The following is a 17,030-nucleotide window of genomic DNA, read 5'->3' on the forward strand; positions in this document are numbered from 1 at the left end:
GTGCGCACAGCGAATCCCCGATCCATCGTCATCTGGTCCCTGGTCGCGCTGGTGGGCGCCTCGGGCTGGACCGTGTTGGCGCTCTCGCGCGACGAGGAGGTGTCGGCGGCCTGGATGGTGGCCGCGGCCCTCGGCTCGTACGCCATCGCCTATCGCTTCTACTCCAAGTTCATCGTCAACCGCGTCCTGAAGGTCGACAAGAACCGGGCCACTCCGGCGGAGCGCCTGGACAACGGCATCGACTTCCACCCGACGGACCGCCGCGTCCTGCTCGGCCACCACTTCGCGGCTATCGCGGGCGCGGGGCCGCTCGTGGGGCCCGTACTCGCCGCGCAGATGGGTTACTTGCCGGGCACGATCTGGATCATCGTCGGGGTGATCTTCGCGGGCGCCGTGCAGGACATGGTCGTCCTCTTCTTCTCCACGCGGCGTGACGGCAAGTCGCTGGGCCAGATGGCACGCGAGGAGATCGGTCCCTTCGGCGGGGCCGCCGCGCTGCTCGCCGCGTTCGCCATCATGATCATCCTGCTCGGGGTGCTCGCGCTCGTCATCGTCAACGCGCTCGCGGACTCGCCGTGGGGCACCTTCTCCATCGCGATGACCATTCCGATCGCGCTGTTCATGGGCTTCTATCTGCGGATCCTGCGGCCGGGCCGGGTCAGCGAGGTCTCCCTCATCGGGATCGCGCTGCTGCTGCTCGCCCTGGTCGCAGGCCGCTGGGTCGCCGAGTCGTCTCTCGCGGAGACGTTCACGCTCGCGCCGTCGACGCTGGTCATCTGGCTGGTGGCGTACGGATTCATCGCCTCGATCCTGCCGGTGTGGATGCTGCTCGCGCCGCGCGACTACCTCTCCACGTTCATGAAGATCGGCACGATCCTGCTGCTCGCGATCGGCGTCGTCGTCACGCTGCCGACGCTGAAGATGGACCCGGTGACCGACTTCGCCTCACGCGGCGACGGACCCGTCTTCGCGGGCTCGCTCTTCCCGTTCGTCTTCATCACCATCGCCTGCGGGGCCCTGTCCGGCTTCCACGCGCTGATCTCGTCGGGCACGACGCCGAAGATGATCCAGAAGGAGACGCAGGTCCGGATGATCGGCTACGGCTCCATGCTGATGGAGTCGTCGGTCGCGGTCATGGCGCTCGTCGCGGCGAGCATCATCGACCCGGGCCTCTACTTCGCGATGAACGCGCCCGCGGGCGTCATCGGGGACAACGTCCAGGCCGCGTCCCAGGCGGTCGCCGGCTTCGGGTACTCGATCTCCCCCGAGGACCTGGCACAGGCCGCCAAGAACGTCGAGGAGTCCTCGCTGCTCTCACGCACGGGCGGCGCGCCCACCCTCGCGGTCGGTGTGTCCGAGATCTTCTCGAAGGTCACCGGCGGCTCCATGAAGGCGTTCTGGTACCACTTCGCGATCATGTTTGAGGCGCTGTTCATCCTGACCGCGCTCGACGCGGGCACGCGCGTGGGCCGCTTCATGCTGCAGGACATGCTCGGGAACGTCTACAAGCCCTTCAAGAGGGTCAGTTGGAAACCCGGACTCATCATCACGAGCGCGGTCGTCACCGGCCTGTGGGGCTACTTCCTGTGGGTGGGCGTGCACGAGCCGCTCGGCGGGATCAACCAGCTCTTCCCGATCTTCGGCATCTCCAACCAGCTCCTCGCCGCGGTCGCGCTCGCCGTCTGCACGACGCTCCTGGTGAAGTCGGGGCGCCTCAAGTGGGCCTGGATCACCGGAATCCCGCTCGCCTGGGACGCGACGGTCACCCTGACCGCCAGCTGGCAGAAGGTCTTCTCCAGCGACCCGCGCGTGGGCTTCTTCAAGCAGCGCTCGGTCTACCAGGACGCGATCGACGACGGAAAGATCCTGCCGCCCGCCAAGACCATGGAAGACATGCGCACGGTCGTCACCAACTCCACGGTGGACGGCGTCCTTTCGGCCGCGCTCGCCCTGCTCATCGTCATCGTGATCGCGGACGCGGCACGGATCTGCGTGAAGCACATCCGCAACCCCCGGTCGTCGAAGCTGAGCGAGGCCGAGTACGTGGAGTCGAAGCTGACCGTGCCGGCCGGTCTGATCCCGACCCAGGAGGAGAAGGCGGAACTGGCGGCGGCGAAGGCGAAGGTCAGCGGCGACGCGAAGGCCCCGTCATGACGTGGGTGCTGCGTGGGCTGCGCTGGGTGCGTTGGTACACACGGGAGTTGACCGACGAGTCCGCGTACGACCGTTATGTCGCGCACAAGCGGAAGACGCATCCCGGGGCATCCGTCCCCTCCCGGAGGGAGTTCGAGCGAATGCGGACGGATCAGCAGGAGTCAGACCCCAGGCAGGGGTTCCGCTGCTGCTGACCCCGCACTGAGCAGGCACATTGATACGTCCGGTATCCGGACGGGGGTTCCATAGATCAATCCTCTCGCTTAGATTTCCCGCACGTTAAAGGTGGGATAAGCGAGGGAGCGGAGCCGCGAAGTGTCAGATGCGCCTGAAGTGAGCAGACCGGTGGTCACGCCGGTCCGCGTGGTCATTGCCCTCTGTCTCGTCGCGCCGTTCGTGGCGATGCTCTGGGTGAGCTCCTACGCGAAGGTCGAACCGACCTTCATCGGCATCCCGTTCTTCTACTGGTACCAGATGCTGTGGGTGCTCATATCCACGCTTCTCACCATGATCGCGTACAAGCTGTGGCAGCGTGACCAGCGCGCCCGCAAGGCCGAGCAGGCCCAGGGGGGTGCGACCCGATGAACGAGCTCGCAGCGGACACGGGCGGCATCAACGGCATCGCCCTCGCCGTCTTCATCTTCTTCTTCGCCGCCGTCACGGCGATGGGCTTCCTGGCCGCGCGCTGGCGCAAGGCCGAGACCGAGAGCCTGGACGAATGGGGCCTGGGCGGACGGTCGTTCGGCACCTGGGTCACGTGGTTCCTGCTCGGCGGCGACCTCTACACGGCGTATACGTTCGTGGCGGTCCCTGCGGCGATCTACGCGGCGGGCGCGGCCGGCTTCTTCGCTGTGCCGTACACGATCCTCGTCTACCCGCTGATCTTCACCTTCCTGCCGCGCCTGTGGTCCGTGTCGCACAAGCACGGATACGTGACCACATCGGACTTCGTGCGCGGGCGCTTCGGCTCCAAGGGGCTCTCACTGGCCGTCGCGGTCACCGGCATCCTCGCCACGATGCCGTACATCGCACTCCAGTTGGTCGGCATCCAGGCCGTGCTCGACGTCATGGGCGTCGGCGGTGGCCCTGACACGAACTGGTTCATCAAGGACCTGCCGCTCCTGATCGCGTTCGCGGTGCTCGCCGCGTACACGTACTCGTCGGGTCTGCGCGCCCCCGCGCTGATCGCGTTCGTGAAGGACGGCCTGATCTACCTCGTCATCGCCGTCGCGATCATCTACATCCCGATCAAGCTCGGCGGCTTCGACGAGATCTTCCAGGCGGCGAACGACAAGTTCTCAGCGAGCAACGAGGCGGCGGGCAAGCCCGTCGCGGGCCTCGCGCCGGGCCATGCCGGGCAGTGGACCTATGCCACGCTCGCGCTCGGCTCCGCGCTCGCGCTGTTCATGTACCCGCACTCGATCACGGCGACGCTCTCCTCCAAGAGCCGCAACGTGATCCGCCGCAACACCACGATCCTGCCGCTCTACTCGCTGATGCTGGGCCTGCTCGCGCTGCTCGGCTTCATGGCGATCGCGGCCGGGGTGAAGGTCGAGAACGGGCAGCTGGCGATCCCGCAGCTGTTCGAGACGATGTTCCCCGACTGGTTCACCGGCGTCGCGTTCGCGGCGATCGGCATCGGCGCGCTCGTGCCCGCGGCCATCATGTCGATCGCGGCCGCGAATCTCTTCACCAGGAACATCTACAAGGACTTCCTCAAGCCGGACGCGACACCCTCGCAGGAGATGAAGGTCTCCAAGCTGGTCTCGCTCCTGGTGAAGGTCGGCGCGCTCGCCTTCGTCCTCACCATGGACAAGACGGTCGCGATCAACTTCCAGCTCCTGGGCGGCATCTGGATCCTGCAGACCATGCCCGCGCTTGTCGGCGGCCTGTTCACGCGGTGGTTCCACCGCTGGGCGCTGCTCGCGGGCTGGGCGGTCGGCATGGTCTACGGAACCGTCGCCGCGTACGGCGTCGCGTCGCCGACGCAGAAGCACTTCGGCGGCTCGTCCGACGAGATCCCCGGCATCGGCGAGATCGGCTACATCGGCCTCACGGCGTTCGTCCTGAACGTGGTGGTCACCGTGGTCATGACCTTCGTCCTGCGCGCCATGAAGGCCCCTGACGGGATCGACGAGACCTCTCCCGGCGACTACACGGCGGACGCGGGCGACCCGGGCGTCGTGGAGGAGCTGCCGCCGGCCACGGTGGGAGCGCCCGGCGGGCACTGAGCCTCTTCTGTACGCGGTACGAGCGCGGGCCGCCGGATTCCTCCGGCGGCCCGCGCTCTTGCGCGTCGCCTACGAGGCCTACTAGTCCTACGCGGCCTTGTAGAGCTTCGTGCGGACCCGCTGTGCCGCCCGGGCGGCCGAGGAGATCGTCAGGGCCTTGTCGGTGCCCCCTCGCACGATGACGAGCACACCGCCGACCCGCATCCCGACCTCGTACTCCGCAGTGCCGTCGTACTCGTCGCCGCCGGTGGTCCGCGTGGTCTCGATGACCGCCTCGTCGCCCAGGCCCGGCAGCTTCCCTGCCTCGTGGTGCTCGGTGACCGGGGCCGCCTCCGTGTCGACGGCCGCGGCGGGGCACACCTCGTTGAGCTGGAGTCGCAGCGCGAGGTAGCGCTCGGCCCGCGCGGCCGGCATCGAGACCAGGCGCTCGAAGACGTAGGGATCGCCCTCGTCGACCTCTCCGGGCCGGGGGCGCACCGTGTGCTCGGCGCTGGCGCCCCGCATGCGCCACAGCTCCTCGCGCGCCTCCTTGCCGGGTGCGCAGGAGCCCCAGTCGCCGCCGCCGAAGTGCCGGTTGAACAGCCCCAGGGTCGCCTCGGACGCCTCTGCCTTCGCCCCGACCGCCTTCGCCGGAAGCAGCGCCGCCTTCAGCTCGGCGTCCGTGAAGACCTTCCCGGGATCCGCGTCGCCGTCGACACCGGGCGCCGTGGTCGGCTTCGGGGTCCGCGCAGGCTTCGACCCCGCCTTCTCACCGGCCTCCCCGCACCCGGTGAGCAGCATCACCAGCGCCGCGGCACAGGCCGCACCCCGTCCCCGCACAGCGACTCTCCCTGTTCGGCCATCAGTTCGGCCGCCACCCTAGGGGATACGCACGCCGACACAAGATGTGGGGTTGCCGCCGAGAGCCAGCACAAGATGTATGCTCGTGCTCGCTGTCGCCGCAGGGGAATCCGGTGCAAGTCCGGAACTGTCCCGCAACGGTGTATGAGTACGCATTTGTCGTGCTCGCAAGTCCGAAAACCTGTCGACAGCGCGCCCGTTCCGACCGGTCCGGGTGCCAACGACGTCCGGGCCTCGTGGAATGGGCTGGTGGACGCGGAGCGCAGCCCTGCCCAGGGGCGGCCCCCGTGTGTCACTCACCCCTCCTCCCCAAGGCTCAGAGCCGAGCGAGGGAGTGCTCCACGTGACCATCGCGCCAGCCGAACCTGCGTCAGCGCAGACCACCGACGGTCAGCAGACCGCCGACGGCCCAGGAACCGCGCTGCTGCGTACCCTGACCGACCTCACCGCCGACCTCCCCGACGCCGACCCCGGCAGAGTCGCGGCCGCCGCGCTGCGCGGCCGTTCGGCCAGGGCCGATGTGGCGGAGCTGCGGGAGCTGGCGACCGAGGCCGCCGCGGGGCTCATCTCCGAGGACCCGACCTACTCGCAGCTCGCGGCCAGGCTCCTCAGCCTCAGCATCCGTGACGAGGCCGCGTCGCAGGGCGTGCGCTCCTTCTCCGACTCGGTCGCCGTCGGGCACCGCGAGGGCCTGATCGCGGACCGTACGGCAGCGTTCGTCACCGACCATGCGGAGCACCTCGACGGTCTCGTGGAGGCGGCCCTGGAGGACGGCGCCGACTTCCGCTTCGGTTACTTCGGCCTGCGCACCCTGCACAGCCGCTATCTCCTTCGCCATCCGATCACCCGGCAGGTCATCGAGACCCCGCAGCACTTCATGCTGCGCGTCGCGAGCGGCCTCGCCGAGGACGAAAGCGTCCGCGCGGTGGACGAAGTCGCCGCCCTGTACCGCCTGATGAGCCGCCTGGACTACCTGCCGTCATCGCCGACGCTCTTCAACTCCGGCACGCGCCACCCGCAGATGTCCTCCTGCTACCTCCTCGACTCCCCGCTGGACGAGCTTGACTCCATCTACGACCGCTACCACCAGGTCGCGCGCCTCTCCAAGCACGCGGGCGGCATCGGCCTCTCGTACTCCCGCATCCGCGCCCGCGGTTCGCTGATCCGCGGCACGAACGGCCACTCCAACGGCATCGTGCCGTTCCTCAAGACCCTGGACGCCTCCGTCGCCGCCGTGAACCAGGGCGGCAGGCGCAAGGGCGCCGCCGCGGTGTACCTGGAGACCTGGCACTCCGACATCGAAGAGTTCCTGGAGCTGCGCGACAACACCGGTGAGGACCAGCGGCGCACGCACAACCTCAACCTCGCGCACTGGATCCCGGACGAGTTCATGCGCCGGGTCGCCGCGAGCCAGGACTGGTCGCTGTTCTCGCCCGCCGACGTGCCCGAGCTCGTCGACCTGTGGGGCGACGAGTTCGACGCCGCGTACCGCAAGGCCGAGGCCGCCGGGCTCGCCCGCAAGACCATCCCCGCCCGTGACCTCTACGGCCGCATGATGCGCACCCTGGCACAGACCGGCAACGGCTGGATGACCTTCAAGGACGCCGCCAACCGCACCGCCAACCAGACGGCGGAGCCCGGCCACACGGTCCACTCCTCCAACCTCTGCACGGAGATCCTGGAGGTGACGGACGACGGCGAGACGGCCGTCTGCAACCTGGGTTCGGTGAACCTCGGCGCCTTCGTGGACACGGCCGCCGGTGACATCGACTGGGAGCGGCTCGACGAGACCGTCCGCACGGCCGTCACGTTCCTCGACCGCGTCGTCGACATCAACTTCTACCCGACCGAGCAGGCCGGGCGCTCCAACGCCAGGTGGCGTCCGGTGGGCCTGGGCGCCATGGGTCTGCAGGACGTCTTCTTCCAGCTGAAGCTGCCCTTCGACTCCCCCGCCGCGCGCGCCCTCTCGACGCGCATCGCCGAGCGGATCATGCTCGCCGCGTACGAGGCGTCCGCCGACCTCGCCGAGCGCAACGGCCCGCTGCCCGCCTGGGAGAAGACCCGCACCGCGCGCGGCGTCCTGCACCCCGACCACTACGGCGTCGAGCTGACCTGGCCGGAGCGCTGGGCCGCGCTGCGGGAACGTATCGCCGTCACCGGCATGCGCAACTCGCTGCTTCTCGCCATCGCGCCGACCGCCACGATCGCGTCCATCGCGGGCGTCTACGAGTGCATCGAGCCGCAGGTCTCCAACCTCTTCAAGCGCGAGACGCTGAGCGGTGAATTCCTCCAGGTCAACGCCTACCTGGTCCAGGAGCTGAAACGGCTCGGCGTCTGGGACGCGCAGACCCGCGAGGCGCTGCGCGAGGCCAACGGCTCGGTGCAGGGCTTCAGTTGGATCCCCGCCGAGGTGCGCGACCTCTACCGCACCGCGTGGGAGATCCCGCAGCGCGGCCTGATCGACATGGCCGCCGCGCGCACGCCGTACCTCGACCAGGCGCAGTCCCTGAACCTGTTCCTGGAGACGCCGACCATCGGCAAGCTCTCCTCGATGTACGCGTACGCGTGGCAGCAGGGCCTGAAGACGACGTACTACCTGCGTTCGCGCCCGGCGACCCGCATCGCCCGCGCGGCGGCGGGCCGGAGCGAGTCCGCCGAGCCCGCCCCCACCCCCGGCCCCTCCCCTGTACCTGCCCAGGCCACGGCCGAAGACGCCGTCGCCTGCTCCCTGGAAAACCCCGAGTCCTGCGAGGCCTGCCAGTAATGAGCTCCACGACCAACGCCGAGAAGAACCTCCTCGACCCGGGCTTCGAGCTGACCCTGCGCCCCATGCGCTACCCCGACTTCTACGAGCGCTACCGGGACGCGATCAAGAACACCTGGACCGTGGAGGAGGTCGACCTCCACTCGGACGTCGCCGACCTCGCCAAGCTCTCGCCCGGCGAGCAGCACATGATCGGCCGCCTGGTCGCGTTCTTCGCGACCGGCGACTCGATCGTCTCCAACAACCTCGTGCTCACGCTCTACAAGCACATCAACTCGCCCGAGGCACGGCTCTACTTGAGCCGCCAGCTCTTCGAGGAGGCCGTGCACGTCCAGTTCTATCTGACGCTGCTCGACACCTACCTGCCCGACCCGGAGGACCGCGCCGCGGCCTTCGACGCGGTCGAGGAGATCCCCTCCATCCGCGAGAAGGCGGAGTTCTGCTTCCGGTGGATGGACTCCGTCGAGAAGATGGACCAGCTGGAGAGCAAGGCCGACCGGCGCCGCTTCCTGCTGAACCTGATCTGCTTCGCCGCGTGCATCGAGGGGCTCTTCTTCTACGGTGCCTTCGCGTACGTCTACTGGTTCCGCTCGCGCGGTCTGCTGCACGGCCTCGCCACCGGCACGAACTGGGTGTTCCGCGACGAGACGATGCACATGAGCTTCGCCTTCGACGTGGTCGACACCGTCCGCAAGGAGGAGCCCGAGCTCTTCGACGACGCGCTGCAGACGCAGGTCACGGACATGCTCAAGGAGGCCGTCGAGGCCGAGCTGCAGTTCGCGCGCGACCTGTGCGGTGAGGGCCTGCCCGGCATGAACACCGACTCCATGCGCGAGTATCTGCAGTGCGTCGCCGACCAGCGGCTGCAGCGGCTCGGGTTCGCGCCGGTCTACGGCTCCTCAAACCCGTTCTCGTTCATGGAGCTCCAGGGTGTCCAGGAGCTGACCAACTTCTTCGAGCGGCGCCCTTCGGCCTACCAGGTCGCGGTCGAGGGTTCGGTCTCCTTCGACGACGAGTTCTAGGACCTCAGACTGCCGCGAGCTGCGTGGGGCGCGGGGGGCCTCACGCAGTTCGCGGTCGATCCGGCGGTCGTGGACGTATCCGACCAGCGCGGGTGCGGCCAGCAGGAGGAAGACGGTCAGGACGGTCACGTATCCGAGGAATGTGTTCATGTCCTCACTGTCCTGCGCGCCGGACACAAGCGTCAGTGGCAGGACTGCCACACACCATCGACTTACTGCCAACCCTGCGGCACACTGTCGAGCATGCTGAAGAACGTGGCCGTCGTGCTGCTCGACGGCGTCAATCCCTTCGAACTCGGCGTCGTCTGCGAGGTGTTCGGCCTCGACCGGAGCGACGAGGGTCTTCCCGTGTACGACTTCGCGGTCGTCGCCGCGGAGGACGGGCCCCTGAGCAATCACGCCGGGTTCTCGATCACCACTCCGTACGGCCTCGACCGGCTCGAGGAGGCCGACCTCATCGCCGTGCCCGCGGGCCAGTCGTTCGTGCACCGGGCCTACCCCGATGAACTGCTCGCCGCCCTGCGCCGCGCGGTGGACCGCGGGGCGCGCGTCCTCTCCGTCTGCTCCGGCGTCTTCGTGCTCGGGGCCGCGGGGCTGCTCGACGGACGCCGCTGCGCCGTGCACTGGCAGCACTCCACGGAGCTCGCGGTGCGCTATCCGCGCGCCAGGGTCGAGCCCGATGTCCTGTACGTGGACGAGGGTCCGGTCGTCACTTCGGCGGGCACCGCCTCCGGGATCGACGCCTGCCTGCACATCGTGCGCCAGGAGCACGGCACCGAGGTCGCCAACGCCATCGCCCGGCGCATGGTCGTACCGCCCCATCGCGATGGCGGCCAGGCCCAGTTCGTGGCGCGCCCGCTGCCGCGCACGGCGTGCGACACCGTGGGCGGTGTGCTCGCCTGGATGGAGCGCCATCTGGACACGGACATCACCGTCGAGCAGCTCGCCGAGCGCGCGCACATGTCGCCGCGCACCTTCGCGCGCCGCTTCCAGCAGGAGACCGGCACCACGCCCTACCGCTGGCTCCTGCGCCAACGCGTACTGCTGGCGCAGGAGTTGCTCGAGGGCTCGGAGGAGACGGTGGACGCCATCGCCGGGCGTGCCGGTTTCGGCAACGCCGCGGCGATGCGCCACCAGTTCCTGCGGGCGCTCGGCACCACGCCGAACGCCTACCGCCGCACCTTCCGCGGGCCGCCCGTCACCGCCTCTCGGCCCGGAGAACGAGCTTCTTCGGCTGTAGCGTGATGCCGATCCTCGTCTCGGCGTCGGTCTCCGCGACCGGCGCCAGGTGCCACTTCGGGGCCACCGTCGCCAGGATGATGGCGAGTTCGGCCAGGCTGAAGTGGTCGCCCGGGCACTTGCGGTTACCGGTCCCGAACGGCATCATCGCGAACTCCGGTACGTCACCCGCACGTTCCGGATTCCAGCGGTCCGGGTCGAACGCGAGATGCTGCTCGAAGGAACGTGGATCGCGTTGCATCGCGTACGCGCTGTAGACGATGTCGGCGTCCGCAGGAATGCGGTAGCCACCCAGGTTGGTCTCTCCGACCGACCGGCGCGTGAATATCCAAGCAGCCGGCTGTATGCGCATGGCCTCGGTGACGACATTCCGGGTGTGCGGAAGGTCCTTGAGGTCGGCGAATGTGATCTCCCGATCCGGTGCGACGGAATTTACTTCTTCAACCAATCGCCTTTCCTGCTCGGGGTGTTCGGCCAGCAGGTGGAACGTCCATGCCAGCGTCGCCGCGATATTCTCGGCACCCGCCACGACGAGGGAGATCACATGGTCATGGACCTCCTGATCGCTGAGCGGCCTGCCTGATTCATCGTGCGCCCGCAGCATTTCGGCCAACAGGTCGTCCTGGTCCGCGCCCGCGGCCCTGCCTTCGGCGATGATCTCGTCGACCAGTACGTGCAGTTCGGCGAGCGCGTTCTGGAAGCGGCGGTTGCCCTGGGTCGGCACGCGGTACAGCGGCCCGACCGAGAGGACCATCCTCCGATAGAGCCCCTCGAAGACGGTGTGCAGCGAATCGGCGATACGGTCCGCCTTCTCACTGATCGCGTCGACCTCGAGGAGGGAGCGGGACACGACGCGCACGGCGGTGCGGAACATCTCCGCGTTGACGTCGACCGTGTCGCCCGGCCGCCAGCGCGCGGCCGTCATGCGGGCCTCCTCCTCCATCACCTTGGCGTAGCCGGCGATCCGCTCGGGCCTGAACGCGGGCTGCATCATGCGCCGTTGACGCCGGTGCACCTTGCCGTTGCTGGTCGCCACGCCCTTGCCGAGGAGCACTTCCAGGGTGTCCCAGAGCGGCCCTCCGACGATGTAGTCGGGGCTCCTCAGCAGCTGCCCGACCAGCTCCGGGTCGCAGACCGCGTACGCCGTCTTGGGCCCCAACCGGATGCGTACGAGATCACCGTGGTCCCGCAGCGCGGCCAGGAAGCCCAGCGGGTCACGGACCAGGTTCCAGGCGTGGCCGATGAGCGGGGCGCCGCCGCTGACGAGCGGTGGCTCCGACCCTGACGCTGCGTGCGCGGATATCGCGGATTCGACGCTCATTCCTCACCTACCAATTCAGTTTCGGCCAAGTCGCTCATTACCGCGTCGCTCACATACGGGGGAATGGACCTGTCGTCCCAGCTGTCCACCCGATAGCGGCCGGATTCGTGGTGGAACCAATACACGGACGAGAACCAGTTCCGCATATTGAATATGCAGGATTCCACCGCGCCCGAGAGCTTCCTTCCGTGCACACTTCCGTCGGCCAATTGCCCGGCGAGGTGCAGTACTTCTTTCTCCGCCGCGAGGAAGTCCGATATGCAGCCGGTCACCCGCCGGTGGACTTCCGCCACGGCCTCTTCGAGGGACAATCCCTCGTGCTGGATCAGACTGATTCCGAGATTGTGCAGTTCATCTCCCGCGAGTTCCTTGGGAAGTGAGCACAGGTCGTTGTACCAGGCGGAGAAATCCTGCGTGGCGAGCGCCGCCCGCCGATATGCAGGATGCTTCCGCACCTCCCGCGGCAGTTCGTGGCGCGCCGTGGGTTCGAGCAGGTCGATCCACGCCCAGTGGGCGAACGTCAGCCTGCGCAGCTCGATGTACGCCTCGACAGTCGGGACTGTACCCGTCCTGCGGTTTCTGAACTCCAGGTCGTACGCCTCGATCACGCTGTGGAAGTGCCGGGCGAACCGGGCGTTCCAGCTGGCCCCGAGGTGCGAGTACAGCCGCAGGACACAGTCGGCGAACCCCGCGACCAGAGGATCGCGGTGATGCAGCTGCTGCCGGGGCGCCCTGAGCGTCTCGTGGAGCCCGCGGCACAGGCGCCGCCACTGGGCCGCCCTGCCGTGCACCGAGTCGCGGTCGTGTCGGTCGTCCCACGCGAAGAACCAACTGCTGAGGTCGGCTATCGCGCTGAGCAACTCATTGGACGCGCCAATGTAGTAGCCGGCCACCAGGTCCGTGTAGCACAGGCCGTCCGCGTACCGTTCGACCTTGTCTGCGGGCATCAGGCGCATTTCGCGTAGCCATGCCCTGGACTTCTCCTGAAGCCTCGGCCAATACGGATGCAGTCGTCGTGGAAAATCTGCCTCGATCACCGGGAGCGCCAGCGCCGGAGGCACGGATACCGCCGGTGTCTGTGGCTGTGTCGGTGAAGTGCCATATGAATATGCAGGCACGAACAAGCCCCTCTCAGCCGCCTGAGGACGCACGCCCCTCCCGCCGTGCCGGGCGCGCGCCGTTGCGTATCCCCGCGCCTTTCCATTCAGCACCACAACTGACCGTTCAGGGAACAGATTTGCGCCATTCACTACCCCCCAGTGCCGAGAAAATCCCTGTACGTGACTGAATCTGGATCATCGTGAGCCTGTTTTGCTCGCACAGCTGACCGGTTCATGCGAACGGCCCCTGGCCGGGAGGGAGTTCCCGGCCAGGGGCCGCAGGTGGCTCGCGGTGCGCGCGTGCCTGGAGTCGACTCAGTCGTTGGGCACGACGGGGTAGCGCGGCGTGCCCTCTTCCATCTGCCGCAGCGCGTCCTTGCGGTCGCGCTTGGAGAGGCGGTCGATGTAGAGGTAGCCGTACAGGTGGTCCGTCTCGTGCTGCAGGCAGCGCGAGAAGTAGCCGGTGCCCCGCACCTTGACGGGGTTGCCCTTCTCGTCCTGCCCGGTCACCTCGGCGTAGTCCGGGCGGGCCAGCTCGGCGTAGGCCGTGGGCACGGAGAGGCAGCCTTCGTTCGACTCGTCCAGCTGGCGGCGGTCGGCGGGCACCTCACGCAGCACGGGATTGCAGATTGCGCCGACGTGGCGCCTGCCCTCGTCGTCCATGCAGTCGTAGACGAAGACCTTCAGGTCGACGCCGATCTGGTTGGCGGCCAGGCCCACGCCCTCGGCGGTCCGCTGGCTGGCGAACATGTCCGCGACGAGCTGCGCGAGCTCGTCGTCGAAGGCGGTGACGTCCTTGCACTCCTTGTGCAGCACAGGGTTGCCGACGACCGTGATGGGCCGCGACGTACCGCGCTCGCGGTAGGCCGTCTCCCGCTCCTCGCAGTCCTCCGTGTCGATGACGAAGCCCTCGTCGTCTACGGGGAGGACCCCGCCCGAGGCCTGCTGCTCAGTGTCCTGCGCCATTGTCCGACGTACGCCTTCCTGGGAACCCACAAGAGATAGTGCCGGTACAGCCTACGGCCAGGAGTCAGCAGACCTCTTCCAGATCCCGCCAGTCACGGGAGTCCGGGCTGTCCGCGACCCAGCCGTCGAGCAGCCCGCGCACCAGGGCGGCGGGCGCCGCGATGCCGCACTCGCGCTCGGGCACCCACAGGGCGCCGGGGCTGCGGTGGCCGAGCGGCCCGGGGTGGCCAGGTTCACTGTGGTCGTGCGGGTCCAGGTGCTCGCCGTCGCCCTCGTCGCTCGGCATGCGGCTCTCGGAACACATGCGGCAGAGCAGCCGGACGGACGACGACCAGTCCTCGGCGGCGAAGCCCGCGTCGGCGGCGAGCTTCTCCAAGGCGTCACGGTCGTCCTCGGTGGCGGCCTCCAGGAGAACCACCCAGGTGGGGACCGGTGAGGGCGCCCACAGCTCGATCTCGTCGAAGACGGGGTACGAGTCCCCCGCCCCCGTCGTCCGCTCGCCGTGCGGGACGCCGTCGTGCAGCACGACCTCGCCCCAGCGGCGCCCCGAGGAGGGCAGCGGGATGGAGAGCACCTCGATCCGGGCGGGGTCGAGCCTGCGCCCCCACACGACCTCGGCCTCGCCCTCGGGCGAGAGCCGCACGGCGGCGCTGCCGAGGTCCATGCCGGTGGGCTCCCCGGACGCGGCCACACCGCCCGGGACGCGCAGGCCGTACGCCTGCCAGGCGCGCCGGGCAAGGGGCCAGTCCTGCAGGGCGGTGGCGGCGATCCCCACGTTCCACCAGTCGGGGGCGCCCTGCGACCGGTCGAGCAGCGCGACGGCCCGCAGGCCCGCGGCCCGTGCCTGCTCCCAGTCGTGCCGGAACTTGTGGAGCAGCGCGAGGTTGAACCAGGACTCCGAGAGCCACGGCTCCAGGTCCGCCGCGCGGGTAAGGAGCGCGCCCGCGTCCTCGTACCGCCCGTCGCCGATCAGCGTGAAGGCGCGGTCGGTGGCCTGCCGCCATGAGGCGGAGGGCCGGTGCCGTCCCTTGCCGAAGATCCTCACGATTCCCGCCTGCCGGTACTTGAGTCCTGCGTTCCGATGTGCCCTGAGGGCCCTCTTCGCATCCAACCACGTACGGTCGGACGGCCGCTCATTACCCATGGGTTACCCAACCGGCGGCAAGCTATGGCCGCCCCGTGAAAGCACCCGGGCCAGGGCTTCCACGACTTCGGGCTGGTAGTCACGTCCGGTGCCCAGACGCAGCCGCTCCAGGGCGTTGAGAGGGCCTGTGGGGCCTTCTCCCCTGGCCATCTCGTCGTACGCGTTGGCGGCCCGCACGATACGGGCGGTGAGCGGCTGATCGCGATACGGATCCGCCTGCCGCTCCACGACCACGGCGACGTCGCCGTTCACCCCCGTCTGACGCACGACGGCGCCGCCGAGCAGGGCGATGCGGCGCTGTTCCGCGTCCGGCAGCCCGGCGGTGGCGCCCGCGGGCACGGGGTCCAGGAGGGAGAGCTGCCCGATGTCGTGCATCAGGGCCGCGTACTCCAGGACGGCGAGGTCCGGCTCCGAGAGGCCGAGATCACGCCCGACGGCCCTGCTGAGCGCGGCGACGCGGCGGGCGTGGCCCTGCGGGGTGTACCCGGCGATCTCGGTCGACCGGGCGAGCGAGGTGATGGTCTGCCGGTAGGTGGTCCGCACCGCCGCGTACCGCCCGAACGACAGCTGGGTCAGGAGCAGCGGCAGGCTGAACACCGGCAGCGCCCAGAGCCCCGCCACGGCGACCGCGAGCGCCATGACGGCCCCCGTCGCGCACACGGCGGACCCGATGCCGAGCATGGCCCGCAGCTCGTCGCGCAGGAGCGGTCCGAAGGGCCAGCGGGTACGCGCGTGGGCCATGGCCGCGGCGAGCACGGCGTCGCACAGGGCGGTCAGGACGATCAGCGCGACGATGACGACGGCGAAGGCGGGCCCCTGCCCCACCCGCTCCTCCAACTTGCCCGCGTTGTAGAGCGGTTGGAAGCACGCGGCAGCGAAGCCGACGGTCAGCACGCGCCGCGCCACATGGTCGAGGGCGGGCCCCTTGCCGAGCGCCACGTGCGGCACGGCCCCGACTAGCGCGGCGGCGACCACGACGGCGATGACCTGCAGCACGCCGTGGTGCGTGGGCCGCCCCCCGACCTCCCCGAGCAGCGCGTAAGCGAGCGCGCCCGCCGCCCCGAGCGGCGCGGGCTCCCGATCACTCCCCCCGGCACCCCACCGAGCCAACTCCCCCACGGCAACGAGCCCCCCGAAGGCAAGCGCGATCCCCCCTTCGGTCACCCCGTGCCAGAGGGTCCAGCCGAGCCCGAGGAGGGTGAGAATCCCGGCAGAGCCGTAGACAAGAGTCGCCACGGTTGTGGGCAGGCGTTCCGCACGGCGGAACGGGTGGGCACAACCCTCGCTGCCGGGTCCCGACAAAGAGGCGCTCACCGCGCTCCCGCCCCCGGGCCGGTGGGAACACCGGAAGCCCCCTGCCGGGGGACGGGCACCCCGGCGGTGTCCGAGGTGACCGCCGGGTGCCACCCGTGCCGCTCCAGCGCCCGCTGCAACGCGGCAACCATGTCGGGATCGAACTGCGCCCCCGCGCACCGGGACAGCTCGGCGAGCGCGGCCTCGACAGGCCTCCCTCGCCGATAGGACCGCGTAGACGTCATGGCGTCGAACGCGTCCGCGACCGCCACCACCCGCGCGAACTCCGGGATCTGCCGCCCCACGAGCCCGTACGGATACCCGCTCCCGTCGATCCGCTCGTGATGGTGCAGGATCGCCGCCCGCGCCTCTCCGAGGAAGCCGATCCCCCGCACCATCTCGTGCCCGTACTCGGGATGCAGCTCGATGACCCGCCGCTCCTGAGGGGTCAGCGGCCCGTCCTTGCGCAGCAGCCGGGTCGGTACGCCGAGTTTGCCGACGTCGTGCAGGATCCCCGCGAACCGCAGGCTCTCCACCCTCTCGTCCGCCATCCCCAGCTCCCGCGCGATCATCACGGAGGCCCGCCCCACGCGCTCGCTGTGCCCGCGGGTGTACCGGTCCTTGATGTCGACGGCCTGCACGAGCGCCCGGATCGTGGCCTGGTGGGCGGCCCGCTCGCGGTGGTACTGCGCGAAGACCCAGCAGGAGACCCCCATCGGAAGCAGCACGAGGAGCGCGGCGAGCGGCCCGTACGGACTGCGCCACAGCACCGCCATCATCAGACCGGCGAGACCGTGCACCGCGACCGGCGCGAACGACCGCAGGAAGAGCCCCCGCCACGCGGCCCGCACCGGCACGCGCTCCGCGGTGGCCAGGATGCCGCCGTCCAGGACCGTCAGTACGGCGGCGAAGGCGAGGACGGCCGCCCCGGCGGGCGCGAGCGCGTACGGAAAGTC

The 17,030-nt window shown here is 69.3% G+C and carries 14 protein-coding genes and 1 riboswitch; of the genes, 7 read left to right on the forward strand and 7 right to left on the reverse strand.

All coding sequences use genetic code 11. The annotated features are described in order from the left end of the window. The 4 genes from ABD378_RS41230 (at position 1) to mctP (ending at position 4,385) form a co-directional block, all read left to right on the forward strand. Positions 1-2,154, forward strand: a complete 2,154-nt coding sequence (locus ABD378_RS41230; RefSeq protein WP_344530103.1) for a carbon starvation CstA family protein — start codon at positions 1-3, stop codon at positions 2,152-2,154. After that, the gene (locus ABD378_RS41235; RefSeq protein WP_344530104.1) at positions 2,151-2,348 is read left to right on the forward strand and encodes a YbdD/YjiX family protein; all 198 of its coding nucleotides are present in this window, start codon (positions 2,151-2,153) and stop codon (positions 2,346-2,348) included. Before ABD378_RS41230 ends, ABD378_RS41235 begins: the two co-directional genes overlap by 4 nt. 121 nt (positions 2,349-2,469) lie before the next feature. Continuing rightward, the gene (locus tag ABD378_RS41240; RefSeq protein WP_344530106.1) at positions 2,470-2,739 is read left to right on the forward strand and encodes a DUF3311 domain-containing protein; all 270 of its coding nucleotides are present in this window, start codon (positions 2,470-2,472) and stop codon (positions 2,737-2,739) included. Beyond that, entirely contained in the window at positions 2,736-4,385 is a 1,650-nt protein-coding gene (gene mctP / locus ABD378_RS41245) for a monocarboxylate uptake permease MctP (protein WP_344530108.1), read from the forward strand. The genes ABD378_RS41240 and mctP overlap by 4 nt, the downstream gene beginning before the upstream one ends. Before the next feature lie 87 nt (positions 4,386-4,472). Here mctP and ABD378_RS41250 read toward each other — a convergent pair whose 3' ends face one another. Then, positions 4,473-5,204, reverse strand: a complete 732-nt coding sequence (locus ABD378_RS41250; RefSeq protein ID WP_344530110.1) for a hypothetical protein — start codon at positions 5,202-5,204, stop codon at positions 4,473-4,475. Between the two features lie 100 nt (positions 5,205-5,304). Next, a riboswitch (cobalamin riboswitch) is annotated at positions 5,305-5,428 on the forward strand. Between the two features lie 140 nt (positions 5,429-5,568). On the opposite strand from ABD378_RS41250, the gene ABD378_RS41255 reads away from it, so the two are divergent. From ABD378_RS41255 to ABD378_RS41265, 3 genes are all read left to right on the forward strand, one after another. Beyond that, positions 5,569-7,989 carry a ribonucleoside-diphosphate reductase subunit alpha gene (locus tag ABD378_RS41255; protein ID WP_344530112.1) on the forward strand — a complete coding sequence of 807 codons (2,421 nt, stop codon included), beginning with the start codon at positions 5,569-5,571 and terminating at the stop codon, positions 7,987-7,989. Beyond that, a complete protein-coding gene (locus ABD378_RS41260) occupies positions 7,989-9,011 on the forward strand; it encodes a ribonucleotide-diphosphate reductase subunit beta (protein WP_344530114.1) in 1,023 nt (340 codons plus the stop codon). Before ABD378_RS41255 ends, ABD378_RS41260 begins: the two co-directional genes overlap by 1 nt. Before the next feature lie 243 nt (positions 9,012-9,254). After that, complete coding sequence (locus ABD378_RS41265; protein WP_344530116.1) at positions 9,255-10,256, forward strand: helix-turn-helix domain-containing protein; 1,002 nt, start codon at positions 9,255-9,257, stop codon at positions 10,254-10,256. On the opposite strand, the gene ABD378_RS41270 is transcribed toward ABD378_RS41265, so the two are convergent. The 6 genes from ABD378_RS41270 to ABD378_RS41295 form a co-directional block, all read right to left on the reverse strand. Further along, the gene (locus ABD378_RS41270) at positions 10,210-11,571 is read right to left on the reverse strand and encodes a bifunctional albaflavenone monooxygenase/terpene synthase (protein ID WP_344530118.1); all 1,362 of its coding nucleotides are present in this window, start codon (positions 11,569-11,571) and stop codon (positions 10,210-10,212) included. The two genes, ABD378_RS41265 and ABD378_RS41270, sit on opposite strands and share 47 nt — an antisense overlap. Continuing rightward, complete coding sequence (cyc1, locus tag ABD378_RS41275; RefSeq protein WP_344530139.1) at positions 11,568-12,689, reverse strand: epi-isozizaene synthase; 1,122 nt, start codon at positions 12,687-12,689, stop codon at positions 11,568-11,570. Before cyc1 ends, ABD378_RS41270 begins: the two co-directional genes overlap by 4 nt. A 297-nt stretch (positions 12,690-12,986) precedes the next feature. Continuing rightward, positions 12,987-13,637 (reverse strand): peptide deformylase, encoded by a 651-nt coding sequence (gene def / locus ABD378_RS41280; RefSeq protein WP_344530120.1) that lies wholly within the window; start codon positions 13,635-13,637, stop codon positions 12,987-12,989. A gap of 64 nt (positions 13,638-13,701) precedes the next feature. Then, complete coding sequence (locus tag ABD378_RS41285; protein ID WP_344530122.1) at positions 13,702-14,682, reverse strand: tetratricopeptide repeat protein; 981 nt, start codon at positions 14,680-14,682, stop codon at positions 13,702-13,704. Positions 14,683-14,784: 102 nt separating this feature from the next. Then, positions 14,785-16,017: an HD-GYP domain-containing protein gene (locus ABD378_RS41290; RefSeq protein ID WP_344530124.1), complete on the reverse strand. Its 1,233-nt coding sequence runs from the start codon at positions 16,015-16,017 to the stop codon at positions 14,785-14,787. A gap of 74 nt (positions 16,018-16,091) precedes the next feature. After that, a partial coding sequence (locus ABD378_RS41295) for an HD-GYP domain-containing protein (protein ID WP_344530126.1) occupies positions 16,092-17,030 on the reverse strand: 939 nt, incomplete at its 5' end.

This window comes from Streptomyces rectiviolaceus, assembly GCF_039533825.1.
Lineage (GTDB): Bacteria > Actinomycetota > Actinomycetes > Streptomycetales > Streptomycetaceae > Streptomyces > Streptomyces rectiviolaceus.

Coding starts and splice junctions, on each gene's coding strand:
- ABD378_RS41235 (WP_344530104.1), top strand. CDS start 2,151: ATGACGTGGGTGCTGCGTGGGCTGCGCTGGGTGCGTTGGTACACACGG.
- mctP (WP_344530108.1), top strand. CDS start 2,736: ATGAACGAGCTCGCAGCGGACACGGGCGGCATCAACGGCATCGCCCTC.
- ABD378_RS41260 (WP_344530114.1), top strand. CDS start 7,989: ATGAGCTCCACGACCAACGCCGAGAAGAACCTCCTCGACCCGGGCTTC.
- ABD378_RS41265 (WP_344530116.1), top strand. CDS start 9,255: ATGCTGAAGAACGTGGCCGTCGTGCTGCTCGACGGCGTCAATCCCTTC.
- ABD378_RS41270 (WP_344530118.1), bottom strand. CDS start 11,571: ATGAGCGTCGAATCCGCGATATCCGCGCACGCAGCGTCAGGGTCGGAG.
- def (WP_344530120.1), bottom strand. CDS start 13,637: ATGGCGCAGGACACTGAGCAGCAGGCCTCGGGCGGGGTCCTCCCCGTA.